Consider the following 16677-nt stretch of genomic DNA (forward strand, 5'->3'; position numbering starts at 1 on the left):
CGGCGGCCCGCAGCGGCGGCGCCGGACCGCGCACGGGCCGGCCGGCCGGCCGCCCCGGCGGCAAGCCCGCCGGCAAGGCGGTGCGCACCAAGAAACAGAAGGGGCGCCGCCGGCTGAAGGCGCTGGTGGCGGCGATCGCCGGCCTCTTCCTCCTCCTCGGCGTCTTCGTCGGGGTCGTCTACGCCACGACCGAGGTCCCCGACCCCGACTCCGTGCAGAACGCCCAGACCACCGTCGTCTACTACGCCGACGGCACCACCGAGATGGCCCGCCTGGGGGCGGAGAACCGCACGAACGTCGGCCTCGAGCAGGTCTCCGAGGCGGCGCGGAACGCCATCCTGGCCGCGGAGAACCGCAGCTTCTACTCCGACCCCGGCATCTCGTTCACCGGCATCGTCCGGGCCGCGTGGAACAACCTCACCGGTGGATCGACGCAGGGTGGCTCGACCATCACCCAGCAGTACGTCAAGAACGCGTTCCTGACCCAGGACCAGACGTTCAGCCGCAAGTTCCAGGAGCTCTTCCTCGCCGTCAAGCTGGACAACCAGTACGAGAAGGACGAGATCCTCGAGAACTACCTGAACACCATCTACTTCGGCCGCGGCGCCTACGGCATCGAGGCCGCGGCGAACACCTTCTTCGGGGTGCCGGCCGCGCAGCTGACCGCGCAGCAGGGCGCCGTGCTCGCCGTCCAGGTGCGCAGCCCCTCGAGCTACGACCCGGAGACCAACCCCGAGGGCGCCCAGGACCGCTGGGCCCTGGTCCTCGACGCGATGGTCGACGAGGGCTGGCTGACGCAGGCCGAGCGGGACGCCTCCGTCTACCCGCCGGCGCTCCCCCGGACCGGCTCGAACCTCGGCATCCCCGGCGGCCCGGAGGGCCTGGTCGTGCAGCGGGCCATCACCGAGCTCGAGGCCAAGGGGTACGACGAGCAGCAGATCCGGGCCGGTGGCCTGCGGATCATCACGACGGTGGACAAGCGGGCGCAGGACGCCGCGCTGGCCGCCGTCGACGAGGTGATGACCGGTGAGCCGGAGGGGCTGCGTGAGGCGCTGGTCGCGATCGACCCGCGCAGCGGAGCGGTCAAGGCCTACTACGGCGGGCCGATCGGCGCCGGCGACGGCGCGATCGACTACGCGCAGGCGCTGCGCCAGCCCGGCTCGTCGGTCAAGCCCTACGTGCTGGCCACCGCCCTGGAGGAGGGCATCAGCGTCACCGCCCGCCGGGACGGCAGCTCGCCGCAGGAGTTCCCGGACCGGCCGGACCTGCCGGTGAGCAACTCCGGTGGTGCCTCGTGCGCGGCCTGCACGCTCATGGAGGCGATGACCCGCTCGCTGAACACCACCTACTACGGCCTGGCCTACGAGGTGGGCGCGGAGAAGGTGCGCGAGAACGTCCTCGAGGCGACCGGGCTGCCCGAGACCTGGCCGCAGGGCACCACGATGGCCGGCGACACCACCCTCGCCGACCCCGAGACCGGCTTCACCGGCGCCTCGATCGGCATCGGCCAGTACGAGATGCGGCCGATCGACCAGGCGCACGGGTTCGCCACGCTGGCCAACGGCGGCGTCGAGCACGAGCCGTTCTTCGTCGCGCGGGTGACCGACGGCGAGGGCGCCGTCCTCCTCGACTACGCCGGCGACTCCGGCGACCAGGTGTTCACCACCGACGTCGCCAACGACGTCACCTACGGCATGACCGGCGTCGCGGCCTACTCGAAGCGGACGCTGGCCGGCGGCCGCGAGGTCGCCAGCAAGACCGGTACCCAGGGCCTCAACGCCCAGGACAACTCCGACGCCTGGATGGTCGGCTACACGCCGTCCCTGTCGACGGCGGTCTGGATGGGCAACGACTCGCCCAGCCAGCCGATCGAGAACTCCGACGGGGCGATCATCTACGGTTCCGGCCTGCCGGGCGCCATCTGGCAGGAGTTCATGAACACCGTGCTGGACGGCACCCCGGAGGAGGAGCTGCCGAGCCGGCCGGCCATCAAGGGTGACACCGGTGTGGGTGTCCCCGAGCCCGAGCCGGAGCCGGTCCCCGTGCCCGAGCCCGTGACGCCGGTCGTGCCGCAGGCCCCCGCGCCGGAGCCCGAGGTCGAGGACGAGGAGCAGACCACGACCGACCCCGGGACCTCGAACCAGGACCAGACGGGTCAGACCACGACGGGTCAGGACCAGACGGGTCAGAACCCCACGGGTCAGATCCCCACCGGACCGAACCCGGCGGGGCCGAACCCGAGCGGGCAGGGTCCGGCGGCGGGGCAGCCGGCCGACCCCGACACGCAGGTCCAGCCGCCCGGCTGAGCACGGCGGGCAGACTGACCCGCGTGCGCACGACACCCACGGGCCCGTCCGATCCGGCTTCCCAGCCGGCGGACGGGCCCGCGGCGTCTCCGGAGGTGGAGGACCGGACGGCGGGCCGCGACGACGGCGGCCCCGACCGCGTCGTCCCCACGTGGGCCGACCCGGTCGCCGCGCAGGCCAGCGAGGCAGTCGGCGGGCCGTGGGGCCGGCACGCGGTCACCGGCCGGGCGCTGTTCTGGACCCCGCTGCGGATCTGCCTGCTGTTCACCACCTCGGTGCTCGCGCTGGCCTGGCTGAAGCAGGCGCCCTGCTCGGACGGCAACTGGGCCGGCTCGGTGCAGTACACGCACTTCTGCTACTCCGACACCGTTCCGCTGTTCGGGCTGCACGGCCTCGACGACGGCGCGATCCCCTACCTGGACTCCGCCGTCGAGTACCCGGTGCTCACCGGGGGGCTCATGCTGGCCGCCGCCTGGCTGGCCCGGGGCTACGACGCCCTCGCGGACGCGGTCGGCCTGCTGCCCGGGGTGCCCGCGGTGCAGAGCTACTACATCGCCACCTGCCTGCTGCTGTCGCTGTGCGCGCTCCTGCTGACCCGGGCGGTCCTGGGGACGGCGGGTCGCCGGCCGTGGGACGCCGCGATGATCGGCCTGTCGCCGCTGCTGCTCGTGCACGCCTTCACCAACTGGGACCTGCTCGCCGTCGCGCTGGCCGGCCTCGGGCTGTGGGCCTGGGCGCGGCGGCGGCCGGTGGCGGCCGGCGTCCTGCTGGGGCTGGGGGTGGCCGCCAAGCTCTACCCGCTGCTGCTGCTGGGGGCGCTGTTCCTGCTCTGCCTGCGCGCGGGCCGGCTGGGCGTCTGGCTGCGGACGGCGGGTGCGGCGGTGGTGGCCTGGGCGGCGGTGAACGTGCCGGTCGCCGTCCTCGCGCCGGAGAACTGGTCGCGCTTCTTCCGGCTCAACGGCCAGCGGGCGGCCGACCCCGACTCCCTGTGGAACATCGCGATCACCGTCTCCGACGGGCGGCTGTTCGACGGCCCGCTGGCCGAGGGCGAGACGCCGGTGGTCCTCAACGCCGTCGTCGCCGTCTGCGTCCTGCTCGCGTTCGCCGCCCTGGCCTGGCTCACGCTCGCCGCCCCGGTGCGCCCGCGGGTCGGCCAGGTCGCCTTCCTCCTGCTCGCGGCGTTCCTGCTCCTGAACAAGGTGTGGAGCCCGCAGTTCTCGCTCTGGCTGCTCCCTCTGGCGGTGCTGGCCCGGCCGCGGTGGCGGTCGTTGCTCGCCTGGCAGGCGACCGAGGCGCTGCTGTGGGTCCCCCGGATGCTCTGGTACCTCGGCACCGGGAACCGCGGCGTCGAGGTCGAGTGGTTCTTCCTCGCGGTGACCATCCGCGACGCCGCCGTCCTCGCCCTGATGGCGCTGGTCGTGCGGGACGTGTGGCACCCCGACGCGGACGTCGTCCGGACCAGCTGGCCCGGCGTCGACGACCCCGCCGGCGGGGTGCTCGACCACGCGGAGGACCGGCACGTCCTCCGCCGCCGGTCAGCCCAGCCGGGACCGCAGGAAGCCGATCTCCTCGGCGTGGGCGGCGGCGTCGCCGGGGGTCTCCAGGACGACGGGGCAGTCGGCCGCCCGCGCCACCTCGACCAGTAGCTCCGCCGGGATCTCGCCCTCGGTGATCGGGGCGTGCCGGTCCCGGCTGGAGCCGGCCGGGTCACGGCTGTTGTTGAGGTGCACCAGGTCGACGCGGCCGGTGATCGCCCGGACGTCGTCCACCGCGGTGGCCAGGTCCCAGCCGGCGGCCCAGGCGTGGCAGGTGTCGAGGACGAACCCGGCGCCGAACTCGCCCACGGCCTCCCACAGCCGGGCGATGGCGTCCAGGTCGCGGGCCATCGCGTTGCCGCCGCCGGCGGTGTTCTCGATGAGCAGCGGAACGGCGAACCCGCCGCCCTCGGCCTGCCGCGCGAAGGTCTTGCGCCAGTTGTCGACACCGACCGCCGGGTCGTCCTTGGCCAGCACGTGGCCGCCGTGCACGACCATGCCGCGGGCGCCGATCGCCGCGGACGCCTGCGCGTGCTTCTCGAGCAGCTTGCGGCTCGGGATGCGGATGCGGTTGTTCGTCGTCGCCACGTTGAGCACGTAGGGCGCGTGGACGACGACCATCACGTCACCGGCCAGCAGCGCCTCGGCGTCCGGGCGCGGCTTGGGGGCGGTCCAGCCCTGGGGGTCGGCGAGGAAGACCTGCACGCCGTCGGCGTCCATCTCGGCCGCGCGCGCCAGCGGGCCGCCGGCGTCGAGCTCGTTGTCGTCGGTGAGGCCGGGGCCGACGTGCACGCCGATCGGGTGGGGGGTGGGCGCGGTACTCATCGACAGCGACAGTAGAAGGACCCCCTGACACCCGTCGCTCGCAGGCTCGCGGCGGGACCCTACAGGGGGCCAGCCGCCCGTCCAGGGCACTGGTAGCCTGGCCGGTGCGCGTTCCACCGGTGTCCCCACCGGGATGGGGCGCGCGACGCGTGTACGACCCTCCTGCTGCAGACCGACTGCAGCCGTCCAGACCAGAGGAGGTGGGGTTCTCCGTGCGTCACTACGAACTGATGGTCATCCTCGACCCCGATCTCGAGGAGCGCACCATCGCGCCCTCGCTCGAGCGGTTCCTGAGCGTCGTCAGCAACGCTGGCGGCACCTACAAGACCGAGATCTGGGGCCGTCGCCGGATGGCCTACGAGATCAAGAAGCAGGCCGAGGGCATCTACGCCGTCATCGACATCCAGGCCGAGCCCGCTGCCGTGGCCGAGCTGGACCGTCAGCTCAACCTCAACGAGTCGGTCCTGCGCACCAAGCTGATGCGGCCCGAGGTCCACTGACGATGGCCGGCGAGACCGTCATCACCGTCATCGGCAACCTGACGTCGGACCCGGAGCTGCGGTTCACGCCGTCCGGCGCCGCGGTCGCCAACTTCACCGTCGCCTCGACGCCGCGGACCTTCGACCGCCAGTCGCAGGAGTGGAAGGACGGCGAGGCGCTCTTCCTGCGCTGCAACGTGTGGCGGCAGGCGGCGGAGAACGTCGCCGAGTCGCTGACCCGCGGTTCGCGGGTGATCGTCTCCGGCCGGCTCAAGCAGCGGTCGTTCGAGACCAAGGAAGGCGAGAAGCGCACCGTCGTGGAGCTCGAGGTCGACGAGATCGGCCCCTCGCTCCGCTACGCCACGGCGAAGGTCACCAAGGCCTCGCGCGGCGAGGGCGGCGGTGGCGGCTTCGGCGGTGGCAGCGGTGGTGGTGGCGGCTTCGGCGGCGGCGGGTCCAGCGACCCGTGGTCGACCCCGGCCCCGCCGTCCGACGAACCGCCCTTCTGAGCAAAGGACCCCCTGCCCCCACCGCTCGCAGGCTCGCGGTGGGCCCCTGCAGGGGGCCGTCAGTTCCTCTCCCTGAACCTCGTCGTACCTGGAGAACCCAGTGGCCAAGCCCCCCATCCGCAAGCCCAAGAAGAAGGTCTGCCAGTTCTGCAAGGACAAGGCGACCTACGTCGACTACAAGGACACGACCCTGCTGCGGAAGTTCATCTCCGACCGCGGCAAGATCCGTGCCCGCCGCGTCAGCGGCAACTGCAGCCAGCACCAGCGGGACGTCGCCGTGGCCGTGAAGAACAGCCGTGAGATGGCCCTGCTGCCCTACACCTCGACGGCGCGCTGACCATGAGCACCCAGAAGCTGATCCTGACGCAGGAGGTCACCGGTCTTGGGTCCTCCGGTGACACCGTGGAGGTCAAGGGCGGGTACGCCCGCAACTACCTCCTGCCCCGCGGCCTGGCCATCGTCGCCACCCGCGGTGCCGAGAAGCAGATCGAGTCGCTGCGCCGGGCGCGTGCCACGCGTGAGGTGCGCTCGCTCGAGGAGGCGCAGGCCGTGGCCGGCCGCCTGTCGGGCCTGACGGTCCGCGTGCCGGCCCGCGCCGGTGACGGTGGCCGCCTGTTCGGCCGGGTCACCACCGCCGACGTCGTCAACGCGGTGAGCGCCGCCGGCGGCCCCGAGCTCGACCGTCGCCGGGTGGAGCTGCCCAGCAGCATCAAGACCACGGGCCAGCACACCGTCACCGTGCGGGTGCACCCCGAGGTGTCCACCCAGATGGCCATCGAGGTCGTCGCCGGGTAAGGAGCCACCAGAGGGCCGCACGGCACCGCCCGCGAGGGGCGTCGGACTCCGGTCCGGCGCCCCTCGCGGCGTCCGGGGATCAGGCGACCGCGGTCACCTCGATCTCGACCATGAGCTCCGCGAACGCCAGGCGGGTGACGCCCACCAGGGTCGACGTCGGCCGGACGCCGGCGGCGTCGAGGCGCTCGGCGAGGGTGCCCCAGCAGCCCATCATGGCGTCGACGTCGGTCGTGTAGACGGTCATCCGGACGAGGTCGGCGAGCGTCATGCCGGCGTCCCGGAGCACCGTCTCGATGTTGTCCACGGTGAGTGACACCTGGGCCGCGAGGTCGCCGGGGTGCTGCGGAGTGCCGTCGGCCGACACGGCGGCCTGCCCGGAGCACACCAGGACGCGGCCGGCGCCCTCGAGCACCGCCGCCTGGTCGAAGCCGAAGGCGACCGACCACGGCCACGGGTTGACGGCTGTGCGGGTGACTGCCATCGGTCCTCCCCTCCTCGGTCGCCGCCGCGGGGACACGGCGGTCGGCGACGCCGATGACGGGGCTCAGGGTGGCCTCCGACGGCTCCCCGCGGGAGCTGTGGACGTGTGGCTGCTGGGGCGCGTGGCGCGTCTCCGGCGACACGCCGCGAACGACACAGCGATTTCTCCGGGAATTCTCCCGTCCACACCCGGTGCGTGGTCTTTCCGCTGGTCAGCCGGGGGATGTGGGAACGCGGCGCTCGGCGTCCCCCGCTGTCTCCACATGTCGACACGTCTGTGTCCACCGACTTGTCCACAAGTTGTGCAGAACGAGGTGCACAGCGGTGTTGGACGGGTCCGTCTCCTCTTCCTACCGTCCTTCCCAGACCTCCCGACGGCCCGGACTGTCGGTGCCCGGGAGTAGCAATGGACCCGAACACACGTTCGAGTCAGGTGTACGCGTTTCTGGTGCTTCCCCCACCAGGCCCCGGCCGATGGCCGGGGTCTGTTCGCGGGTGCGCCGGTGAGTGGATGGAGGACCTCCGTGGCGGTGGCCGACGACTTCAGCCGACCGATGCCGACGGCGCCGGAGTACGACCGGCAGCCGCCGCAGGACGTCGCGGCGGAGCAGTCGGTGCTCGGCGGCATGCTGCTGAGCAAGGACGCGATCGCCGACGTCGTGGAGGTGCTCGCCGGTCCCGACTTCTACCGGCCGGCGCACCAGGTGATCTACGACTGCATCCTCGACCTGTACGGCCGGGGTGAGCCGGCCGACGCCATCACCGTCGCCGCCGAGCTCAACCGCACCGACCAGCTGTCGAAGATGGGCGGCGCGGTCTACCTGCACACGCTCATCCAGGCCACGCCCACGGCCGCCAACGCCGGTTACTACGCCGCGATCGTCGCCGAGCAGGCCGTGCTGCGGCGGCTGGTCGAGGCGGGCACCCGCGTGGTGCAGCTCGGTTACGGCGCGGCGGGGGGCAAGGGCGACGTCGACGACATCGTCGACCGCGCCCAGCAGGAGATCTACGACGTCACCGAGAAGCGCATGAGCGAGGACTACTCGCGCCTCGAGGACGTCCTGCAGCCCACCATGGACGAGCTCGACGCCATCGCCTCGCGCGGCGGCACCGCCCGCGGTGTGCCCACCGGCATCCGCGACCTCGACGAGCTGACCAACGGCCTCCAGGCCGGTCAGATGGTGGTCATCGCGGCGCGTCCCGGTGTGGGCAAGGCGCTGGCCCTGGACACCCCGATCGCGACGCCCACGGGGTGGACGACGATGGGTGAGGTCCGCGTGGGCGATCGCGTGATCGGGTCCGACGGCCGCCCGACCACGGTCGTCGCGGCCACGGACGTGATGGCCGGCCGGCCCTGCTACGAGGTGCACTTCTCCGACGGCTCGGTGATCGTCGCCGACGCCCAGCACCAGTGGCTCACCGACGACCGGGCCAGCCGGAAGTCCGCCCAGGCCGCGCGCGTGGGCTACAACCGCTATCGGAACCAGCGCACGTTCGCCGCCGTCCGCACGACCGAGGCGCTGGCCCGCTCGGTCCGCTGCGCCGGCAAGGACGCCCGGCTCAACCACTCGGTCACCAACGCTGCCGCGCTGGAGCTGCCCGAGGCGGAGCTGCCCCTGCCGCCGTACGCCCTCGGCGTGTGGCTCGGTGACGGCACGTCACGGGCCGCGCACTTCACCAGCGCCGACCCCGAGATCGCCGTCTGCATCGAGGCCGAGGGTCTCGTCGTCACGCCGACCGGTGCCCACCGTCGCTATTCCCTCGAGCTCCCTGCCCGCGAAGCGGTGGCTGCGCGCCCTTGCCCGATGTGCGGTGCTCTGTTCGTGCCCAGGACGGCGCAGGTGCAGACGTGCGGCAAGACCTGCGGAGGCCGGTTGCGCGCCAGCGGCGGCGTGGGCCGGCAGGCGACCTGCCCGGACTGTGCTGGTCCCTCGTCAGGTCTGGCTCAGTGCCAGTCCTGCCGCGCGGACCACGGGACCGTGCAGGGCATCCTGCGGTCGCTGGGCGTCTTCGGGGACAAGCACATCCCGCTGGCCTACTTGCGGGGCTCCGTGGCGCAGCGACGGGCGCTGCTGGCGGGTCTCCTCGACACCGACGGGACCGTGACCGCGAGCGGCGCCGTGCAGTTCGCGGTCACGAGCCGGCGGCTGGCGGAGGACACCCGCGAGCTGATCGCGGGCCTCGGGCACCGGGTACGGATGAGCCGCAAGCGGGTGGAGGGCCGGACCGAGGAGTCGTCCATCTGCTACACGCTCACCTTCAGCACGGACGACGAGGTGTTCCGGCTGGAGCGCAAGAAGCTCCTGCACAAGGAGCGCGGTGCCCGCACCTACACGGCCAGAGGCGTCCGTTTCATCACTGACGTGCGGCCGATCGCCAGCGTGCCGGTCCGGTGCATCCAGGTCGACGCGGAGGACCACCTCTTCCTCGCCGGCCGCAGCTTCATCCCGACGCACAACTCGACCCTGGGACTGGACATCGCGCGATCGGCCACGGTGAAGCACCACATGCCGGCCGTGATCTTCTCGCTCGAGATGAGCAAGCACGAGATCACGATGCGTCTGCTGTCAGCCGAGGCGAAGGTGCCGCTGCACCACATGCGCGCCGGCACGCTGTCGGACGAGGACTGGTCGAAGCTGGCCCGCCGGATGGGTGAGATCGCCGACGCGCCGCTCTACATCGACGACTCCCCCAACATGACCATGATGGAGATCCGGGCCAAGGCGCGGCGGCTCAAGCAGCGCAACGACCTCAAGCTCGTGGTCATCGACTACCTGCAGCTGATGACGTCGGGCAAGCGGGTGGAGAGCCGCCAGCAGGAGGTCTCGGAGTTCTCCCGTGCGCTGAAGCTGCTGGCCAAGGAGCTCGAGGTCCCGGTCATCGCCATGAGCCAGCTGAACCGTGGCTCCGAGCAGCGTCAGGACAAGAAGCCGATGCTGTCCGACCTCCGCGAATCGGGCTGCCTGCCCGCCGAGACCCGCATCCTGCGGGCCGACACCGGCGCTGAGACGACCATGGGCGAGCTGTTCCAGAGCGGCGCGACCGACGTCCCGGTGTGGGCCCTCGACGACAGCCTGCGCTACGTCAGGCGGCACCTGACCCATGTCTTCGCCACCGGCCGCAGGCCCGTGCTGCGGATGACGACGTCGTCGGGCAAGACGGTGCGGGCGACAGCCAACCACCCGTTTCTCACCTATGACGGCTTCCGTCCGCTCGGCGAGCTCGCTCCCGGCCATCGCATCGCCGTTCCGCGGCACGTTCCGGCTCCTGACCGCATGACCGTGTGGGAGGACGAGAAGGTCGTCCTGCTGGCCCACCTCATCGGTGACGGCAGTTTCGTGGAGCGGCAGCCGCTCCGGTACGCGTCGATCGACGAGGAGAACCTGCGGGCGGTCACCACGTCAGCGCTGCACTTCGGCGTCGTGGCGGTGCGGGACGAGCACACGGCGGCTCGCTGCACCTCGCTGCGACTGCGGTCGCCGTTCCGGCTGACACACGGCCGGCGGAACCCGATCGCCGCGTGGCTCGACGAGCTCGGACTCTTCGGCCGCCGCAGTCACGAGAAGTTCGTCCCCGAGCCGGTGTTCTCGCTGCCGAAGAAGCAGATCGCTCTGTTTCTCCGCCACCTGTGGGCCACCGATGGTTCCGTCACGGTCAACAAGAGTGGCCGAGGTGGGCGGGTGTACTACGCATCGACCAGCCGCGCCCTGGTGGACGGCATCTCGCGTCTCCTGCTCCGGTTCGGGATCTCCTGTCGCATCCGCCGTACCCAGAAGAGCGGCTACCGGGACGGCTGGACGCTCGACATCAGCGGCTGCGACGACCAGCGCCGCTTCCTCGGCGAGATCGGCGTGCACGGGGCCCGCCGCGTGGCTGCCGAACGGCTCCTGGGCATCGTGCGGGAGCTCACCGCCAACCCGAACGTGGACACCGTGCCCGCGCAGGTCTGGGATCGTGTGAAGGACGTGCTGACGGAGCGCGGCATGAGCCACCGTGCCTTCGCCGCCGCCATGGGATCGGCCTTCTGCGGCAGCACGATGTGGAAGCACGCACCCAGCCGGGAGCGCCTCGGTCGTATCGCGGCGGTTCTCGACGACGCGGAACTGGAGATCCAAGCGGTCAACGACCTCCTCTGGGACGAGATCGTCTCCGTCGAGGAGGACGGCCACGAGGAGGTCTACGACGCCACGGTCCTCGGCGGGCACAACTTCGTGGCCGAGGGGATCGTCGTCCACAACTCGATCGAGCAGGACGCGGACATGGTCATGATGATCCACCGCGAGGACATGTACGAGAAGGAGAGCCCCCGGGCCGGCGAGGCCGACATCATGCTGGTCAAGCACCGCAACGGCCCCACCGCGAACGTCACCGTCGCCTTCCAGGGCCACTACAGCCGCTTCGTGGACATGGCGAACTGACCGACCGAACCCACGCGAGAGGCCCGGAGCTAGCACACGCTCCGGGCCTCTCGCCGTCGACGGGCCGGGAGCTGCCCGGCGGCTCGGCCCGAGGCGGGGCGCGTCGGGCCGCAACGCCGGAGTCCGGTGTTCCACGTGGATCACGGCCCCCCGCTGTCGGTGCCGTGGGCCAGGCTGGGCCGATGAGCGTCGACCTCTCCGCCGCCGCCGACTTCATGGCGGCCCATGCCCGCCTGCTCGACCGCCGCCGCTTCGACGTCCTCTTCGGGGACGGTGACCGCGACGCCGTCCTGGCCGCCGTGGAGGCGTACCGCAACCCCGACGGCGGCTACGGCTGGGGCCTCGAACCGGACCTGCGCTCGCGCACCAGCCAGCCCGGCGGGGCGCTGCACGCCCTCGAGGCCTTCGCCGACCTCGCCCCGGTGACGACCCCGCGCGCCCGGGAGGTGTGCGACTGGCTGGACGGCGTCACGCTGCCCGACGGCGGGCTCCCGTTCGGTCTGCCGGTCCCCGACCCCGCCGGCTGCGCGCCGTTCTGGGCCTCGGCCGACGGCACGTCGTCCTCGCTGCAGATCACCGCGATCGTCGCATCCACGGCGCACCAGGTCGCCGAGCACGACCCCGCCGTCGCCGCCCACCCGTGGCTGGCGCGGGCCACCGGCTTCTGCCTGGCGGCCGTGCGCGGCCTCGGCGCGGAGCCGCACGCGCTGGAGCTCGCCTTCGCGGTGCAGCTGCTCGACGCCGCGCACGCCACCCACCCCGAGGCCGCTGAGCTCCTCGACCGGCTCGCGCAGCACATCCCGGCCGACGGCCTCGTGCACGTGGGCGGCGGCGCCGAGGAGGAGTTCATGCGCCCGCTGGACTTCGCGCCCCGTCCGGGCCGCCCGGCCCGGGCCCTGGTGTCGCCGGAGTCCGTCGAGCGGGAGCTGGAGCGGCTCGCCGGCCAGCAGCAGGACGACGGCGGCTGGCGGGTCGACTTCGACAGCTACTCACCCGCCGCGGCGCTCGAGTGGCGCGGCCACCGCACCCTCGAGGCCCTCACCGTCCTGCGCGACAACGGCGTCCTCTGAAGGCCGGCGTCCCCGACCGGCAGTAGCCCGTGCACGACGGCGTCCCCGGTGCCCGGGGTCGGGCACCGGGGACGCATCGTCCGGGGAGGTCAGGCTGCGGCGGACTCCGCCAGGAGCCGGCGGCGCACGGTCCGCGACCCGGTGCTCATCCGGTAGAGCGTGGCCAGCTGCGACGGGAGGGTGCGCACCGTCGTCTTGTCCAGCCAGCCGTTGGGCAGCGACAGCCGGATGATCCGGTGCCAGGCCGACGCGACCTGCTTCGGCATCGGCGCCGTGTGGTAGTTCAGCCCGTACCGGTCGAACAGGTCCCGGACCTGGGGCGCGATCTCGGCGTACCGGTTGCTCGGCAGGTCCGGGAACAGGTGGTGCTCGATCTGGTGCGACAGGTTGCCGGTCATGAGGTGCAGCGCCTTCGACCCGGAGATGTTCGCCGAGCCCAGCATCTGGCGCAGGTACCACTCGCCGCGGGTCTCGCCGTCGATCGAGCGCTTCTCGAACGTCTCGACGCCCTCGGGGAAGTGCCCGCACATGATCACCGAGTGCGACCACAGGTTGCGCACGACGTTGGCGGTGAAGTTGGCGGCCAGCGTCGGCAGGAACGACGGGCCGGACAGCAGCGGGTGGATGAGGTAGTCCTTGCGCGCCTGGCGGCCGACCTTGCGCAGCACCGCCTTGGCGCGGGCGCGGAACTCCGGGTCCTTGGTCTGCTTCTTCGCGACGACGGCGCCCAGCTCCAGGTCGTAGGCGGCGATGCCGTACTCGAAGAAGCAGGCGTTGATGAAGTTCCACAGCGGCTGGAGCAGGTAGGCCGGGACCCACTTCTGGTCCTCGTCGACGCGCATGATGCCGTAGCCGAGGTCGTTGTCCTTGCCGATCACGTTCGTGTACGTGTGGTGCAGCTCGTTGTGCGAGTGCTTCCACTGCTCGGCCGGGCTGGCCATGTCCCACTCCCACGTCGTGGAGTGGATCTTGGGGTCGCGCATCCAGTCCCACTGCCCGTGCAGGATGTTGTGCCCGATCTCCATGTTCTCGAGGATCTTGGCGACCGAGAGGCCGACCGTCCCGAGGAGCCACGCGGGCGGGAACCCCGAGGCCAGCAGCACGGCGCGGCTGCCGAGCTCGATCTTGCGGTGGACGTCGATGACCTTCCGGATGTAGGCCGCGTCGGCCTCGCCCCGGGTGTCGACGACCGCCTGGCGGATCTCGTCGAGCTCCTTGCCGATGAGCTCGACGTCCTCGGCGGTCAGGTGGGCGATCGGGTTCTCGGACTTCTTCTGCAGGACTGTCACGCGGGTGCTCCTGGCGCTCGGGGAGGTCAGTGGTCGATGTCGCAGGCGCCGGCGGCGGCGCTCACGCAGGTCTGGATGAGGACGCCGTCGCCCGGGGCGGCGGTGGTGATCTCGCCGTTGCGCAGGTCGCGGACCGCGCCTTCCCGCAGCGGCAGCACGCAGCCGTAGCAGATGCCCATGCGGCAGCCGCTCGGCATGAGCACGCCGGCGTTCTCGGCGGCGTCCAGGATCGGCGTCGCGCCGTCGGCCTCGAGCGTGGTGCCCGACCTCGCGAACGACACCGTGCCGCCCTCGCCGGCGACGACGACGGTAGGCCGGAACCGCTCGGTCACCAGCCGGTCGGCCAGCCCGGCCGGCGCCCAGTGCTCCTCGAGCGCCTCGAGCAGCCCCACCGGGCCGCACGCCCAGGTGGTGCGCTCGGCCAGGTCGGGGACGAGCGCGGCGGTCGCGGCCGCGTCGAGCAGCCCGGCGGTCTCGGTGTGCTGCTCGACCAGCCGGATCCGCCCGGTGGCGGCCATCGCCCGCAGCTCGGGGCCGAAGACGACGTCGTCCGCCGTGGGCGCGGAGTGCACCAGGACGACGTCGGCGAGCTCGGGGTGGTTGCGCAGGATGCCCATGACCGGGGTGATGCCGGAGCCCGCCGTCACGAACAGCGCCTTGGCCGGGGCCCGCACCGGGAGGACGAAGTCGCCCGCGGCCTGGTCCAGCTGCACGATCGTGCCCGGCTGGGTGCGGTGCACCAGGTGGTTGCTGACCTTGCCGTCCGGGATCGCCTTGACGGTGATGCTGATGCAGCCGTCGGGCCGGTCCAGGTGCGAGGTGAGCGAGTAGGCCCGCCACTGGCGGACGCCGTCGACGTCGATGCCGATGCGCACCCACTGGCCGGCCACGTGCCCGCGCCAGTCGGCGCCCGGCCGGATGACCAGCGTGGCGGCGTCGGGGGTCTCGCGGTGCACCGCCTCGACGCGGCCGCGCAGGTCGGCGCCGGGGCGCAGCGGGTTGACCAGGTCGAGGTAGTCGGCCGGCAGCAGCGGCGTGGTGACGAGTTCGGCGAGGCGCAGCGCCCGGTGGCGCAGCGCCCTCAGGGCCGGCCGGGCCGGGGAAGGGCGCGGGACGGTCGCGGTCATACTTCTGATGGTTCCCAGCCCGGTGCGCAATTACCTGTGCTCTCGACGTGAACGTCGGGCCGGATACTGTTCCCTGCGAACAAGACCCTGGTGACAGCGAGGTGGGCGTGACACCGCAGCAGGACACCTTCACCCCGGAGGTCGCCGCCGCCATGCGGGGCGAGCTGCCGGCGGTCGCCGAGAGCACGGTCGCCGCGATCGTCGTCGAGGTGCCCAGCTACGCCGAGGCCTTCCAGGGCGACATGGGGCTGGCCATCGAGAACGCCGTCCAGCTGGCCCTGGGCGGGTTCCTCCAGCTGGCGACGACGACCGGCGGCGCCGACCCCAGCCGGCCGATCGGCCCGGCGCTCGAGGGTGCCTACGCCCTGGGCCGCGGGGAGGCCAAGAACGGGCGGTCGATGGACGCGCTGCTGGCCGCCTACCGGGTCGGCGCCCGCGTGGCCTGGCGGCACATGAGCGCGACCGCGGTCGCCGCCGGGATGCCCGCCGGGTCGCTGGCCCGCTTCGCCGAGCTGGTGTTCGCCTACATCGACGCGCTGTCGGCCTCCAGCGTCGCCGGGCACGCCGACCAGCTGGCCGCCAGCGGGCACGAGCGCCGGCGGCACCTGGAGCGGCTGGCCGGGCTGCTGCTGACCGGGGGCCCGGCCTACGACCTGGTCACCGCGGCCGAGCGGGCGGACTGGACACCGCCGCGGACCCTCACCGCGGTGCTGCTCCCGGAGGCCCGGGCCCGGGGGGCGCTCGCCCAGCTGGACGCGCGCACCCTGCAGGCCGGCGAGGACCTGCCCGGGGCGGAGCCGGCCACCGAGCGGGCGGTGCTGCTCGTGCCGGACGCCGACGGGTTCGCCCGGGCCGGCCTGCTCAAGGCGCTCACCGGGCGGGAGGCGGTCGTCGGCCCGCCCCGGCCGTGGCAGGAGGCGCGGTCGTCCTACTCGCGCGCGCTGCGGGCGGTGCAGCTGGGCCTGCACCCCGACGGCGAGGCCCCGGTGGACACCGAGCTGCGGCTGGCCGACCTCGTGCTGCGGGCCGACGGCGAGGCGCTGGCCGACCTGCGGGCCCAGGTGCTGGCTCCGCTCGACGACCTCGGCGCCGGCGCCCGCGAGAAGCTGCTCGAGACGCTGCGCTCCTGGGTGCTCAACCACGGCCGGCGGGAGCGGATCGCCGCCGAGCTGTTCGTCCACCCGCAGACGGTCCGCTACCGCATGGGGCAGCTCCGGGAGCGGTTCGGCGCCTCGCTCGACGAGCCGCAGTGCGTGCTGGAGCTCACCCTCGCGCTCGGCCTCCCCCACCCCTGAGCGGGCCTCCCTACGATCGGCGGCCGTGACGGGTGTCCCGGGTGCCGGCCTGCTGGCCGAGGTCTGGCCGCTGCTGACCGCCGCTCCCCCGCCGGAGCTGCGCGTTCGCAGGACGACGGGGCTGACCGGCCCGCTGCCGGTGCCGGACCTGGCGGTGGGCGCCGTGGCGGCCCAGCTGGCGGCCGCCCGGCTGCTGTCGCGCGAGCCCGACGCGGTCGGCGTGGACGGCGGCATCGAGGTGGACGCCGCGCACGTCGGGGTCGCCGTCCGCAGCGAGCGGTACGCCGCCGTCGACGGCCGGCCGGTCGCGCCCGGGTTCGCGCCGCTGTCGCGGTTCTGGCGGACCGCCGACGGCTGGCTGCGGCTGCACGGCAACTACCCGCACCACCGGGACGCCGCGCTGCGCGTGCTCGGCGACGACGTCGAGGCGGCGGCGCTGCGGTGGCCCGCGGAGGAGCTGGAGACCGCGGTGGTGGCGGCCGGCGGCGCGGCGGCCGCGGTCCGGACGGCGCCGGCCTGGGCGGGGTCCGAGCCGGGGCGGGCGGTGGC

At 72.9% G+C, this 16677-nt stretch carries 14 protein-coding genes; 10 read left to right on the forward strand and 4 right to left on the reverse strand.

Annotated features, from left to right (window positions below):
- The first annotated feature begins 125 nt into the window (after window positions 1-125).
- Complete coding sequence (locus MY526_RS25760; protein WP_436695751.1) at window positions 126-2306, forward strand: transglycosylase domain-containing protein; 2181 nt, start codon at window positions 126-128, stop codon at window positions 2304-2306.
- Window positions 2307-2329: 23 nt separating this feature from the next.
- Window positions 2330-3952 (forward strand): glycosyltransferase family 87 protein, encoded by a 1623-nt coding sequence (locus MY526_RS25765; RefSeq protein ID WP_436705373.1) that lies wholly within the window; start codon window positions 2330-2332, stop codon window positions 3950-3952.
- Here the strand turns inward: MY526_RS25765 and MY526_RS25770 are convergent.
- The gene (locus MY526_RS25770; RefSeq protein WP_436695740.1) at window positions 3842-4666 is read right to left on the reverse strand and encodes a deoxyribonuclease IV; all 825 of its coding nucleotides are present in this window, start codon (window positions 4664-4666) and stop codon (window positions 3842-3844) included. The two genes, MY526_RS25765 and MY526_RS25770, sit on opposite strands and share 111 nt — an antisense overlap.
- 212 nt (window positions 4667-4878) lie before the next feature.
- Between MY526_RS25770 and rpsF the strand changes: the two genes are divergently transcribed.
- The 4 genes from rpsF (at window position 4879) to rplI (ending at window position 6449) form a co-directional block, all read left to right on the forward strand.
- A complete protein-coding gene (gene rpsF / locus MY526_RS25775; RefSeq protein WP_436695741.1) occupies window positions 4879-5166 on the forward strand; it encodes a 30S ribosomal protein S6 in 288 nt (95 codons plus the stop codon).
- A 2-nt stretch (window positions 5167-5168) separates the two neighbouring features.
- Window positions 5169-5654 (forward strand): single-stranded DNA-binding protein, encoded by a 486-nt coding sequence (locus MY526_RS25780; RefSeq protein WP_436695742.1) that lies wholly within the window; start codon window positions 5169-5171, stop codon window positions 5652-5654.
- A 100-nt stretch (window positions 5655-5754) separates the two neighbouring features.
- Window positions 5755-5991, forward strand: coding sequence for a 30S ribosomal protein S18 (gene rpsR / locus MY526_RS25785; protein ID WP_163483697.1), 237 nt, complete (start codon window positions 5755-5757; stop codon window positions 5989-5991).
- 2 nt (window positions 5992-5993) lie between these two features.
- Window positions 5994-6449: a 50S ribosomal protein L9 gene (rplI, locus tag MY526_RS25790; protein WP_436695743.1), complete on the forward strand. Its 456-nt coding sequence runs from the start codon at window positions 5994-5996 to the stop codon at window positions 6447-6449.
- A 79-nt stretch (window positions 6450-6528) separates the two neighbouring features.
- Here rplI and MY526_RS25795 read toward each other — a convergent pair whose 3' ends face one another.
- A complete protein-coding gene (locus tag MY526_RS25795) occupies window positions 6529-6930 on the reverse strand; it encodes a RidA family protein (RefSeq protein ID WP_436695744.1) in 402 nt (133 codons plus the stop codon).
- Between the two features lie 523 nt (window positions 6931-7453).
- On the opposite strand from MY526_RS25795, the gene MY526_RS25800 reads away from it, so the two are divergent.
- The gene (locus tag MY526_RS25800; protein WP_436705374.1) at window positions 7454-11347 is read left to right on the forward strand and encodes a replicative DNA helicase; all 3894 of its coding nucleotides are present in this window, start codon (window positions 7454-7456) and stop codon (window positions 11345-11347) included.
- Window positions 11348-11529: 182 nt separating this feature from the next.
- The gene (locus tag MY526_RS25805; protein ID WP_436705375.1) at window positions 11530-12417 is read left to right on the forward strand and encodes a hypothetical protein; all 888 of its coding nucleotides are present in this window, start codon (window positions 11530-11532) and stop codon (window positions 12415-12417) included.
- Between the two features lie 89 nt (window positions 12418-12506).
- Here MY526_RS25805 and MY526_RS25810 read toward each other — a convergent pair whose 3' ends face one another.
- Together MY526_RS25810 and MY526_RS25815 are read right to left on the reverse strand one after the other, a co-directional pair.
- On the reverse strand, window positions 12507-13706 hold the full coding sequence (locus MY526_RS25810) for a fatty acid desaturase family protein (protein ID WP_436695747.1): 1200 nt from the start codon (window positions 13704-13706) through the stop codon (window positions 12507-12509).
- Window positions 13707-13732: 26 nt separating this feature from the next.
- Window positions 13733-14833 (reverse strand): ferredoxin reductase, encoded by a 1101-nt coding sequence (locus MY526_RS25815; protein WP_436705376.1) that lies wholly within the window; start codon window positions 14831-14833, stop codon window positions 13733-13735.
- A gap of 107 nt (window positions 14834-14940) precedes the next feature.
- On the opposite strand from MY526_RS25815, the gene MY526_RS25820 reads away from it, so the two are divergent.
- Together MY526_RS25820 and MY526_RS25825 are read left to right on the forward strand one after the other, a co-directional pair.
- Window positions 14941-16128, forward strand: coding sequence for a PucR family transcriptional regulator (locus MY526_RS25820; protein WP_436695749.1), 1188 nt, complete (start codon window positions 14941-14943; stop codon window positions 16126-16128).
- Between the two features lie 25 nt (window positions 16129-16153).
- Window positions 16154-16677, forward strand: a 524-nt coding sequence (locus MY526_RS25825) for a hypothetical protein (protein ID WP_436705377.1), incomplete at its 3' end; no start/stop codon positions are given.

Source organism: Geodermatophilus sp. CPCC 205761, from assembly GCF_051383655.1.
Classification (GTDB): domain Bacteria; phylum Actinomycetota; class Actinomycetes; order Mycobacteriales; family Geodermatophilaceae; genus Geodermatophilus.

What these genes read in the sequence shown, in the direction of transcription:
- MY526_RS25770 (WP_436695740.1), bottom strand. Translation starts at nt 4,666, where the DNA reads ATGAGTACCGCGCCCACCCCCCACCCGATCGGCGTGCACGTCGGCCCC.
- MY526_RS25780 (WP_436695742.1), top strand. Translation starts at nt 5,169, where the DNA reads ATGGCCGGCGAGACCGTCATCACCGTCATCGGCAACCTGACGTCGGAC.
- rplI (WP_436695743.1), top strand. Translation starts at nt 5,994, where the DNA reads ATGAGCACCCAGAAGCTGATCCTGACGCAGGAGGTCACCGGTCTTGGG.
- MY526_RS25795 (WP_436695744.1), bottom strand. Translation starts at nt 6,930, where the DNA reads ATGGCAGTCACCCGCACAGCCGTCAACCCGTGGCCGTGGTCGGTCGCC.
- MY526_RS25805 (WP_436705375.1), top strand. Translation starts at nt 11,530, where the DNA reads ATGAGCGTCGACCTCTCCGCCGCCGCCGACTTCATGGCGGCCCATGCC.
- MY526_RS25815 (WP_436705376.1), bottom strand. Translation starts at nt 14,833, where the DNA reads ATGACCGCGACCGTCCCGCGCCCTTCCCCGGCCCGGCCGGCCCTGAGG.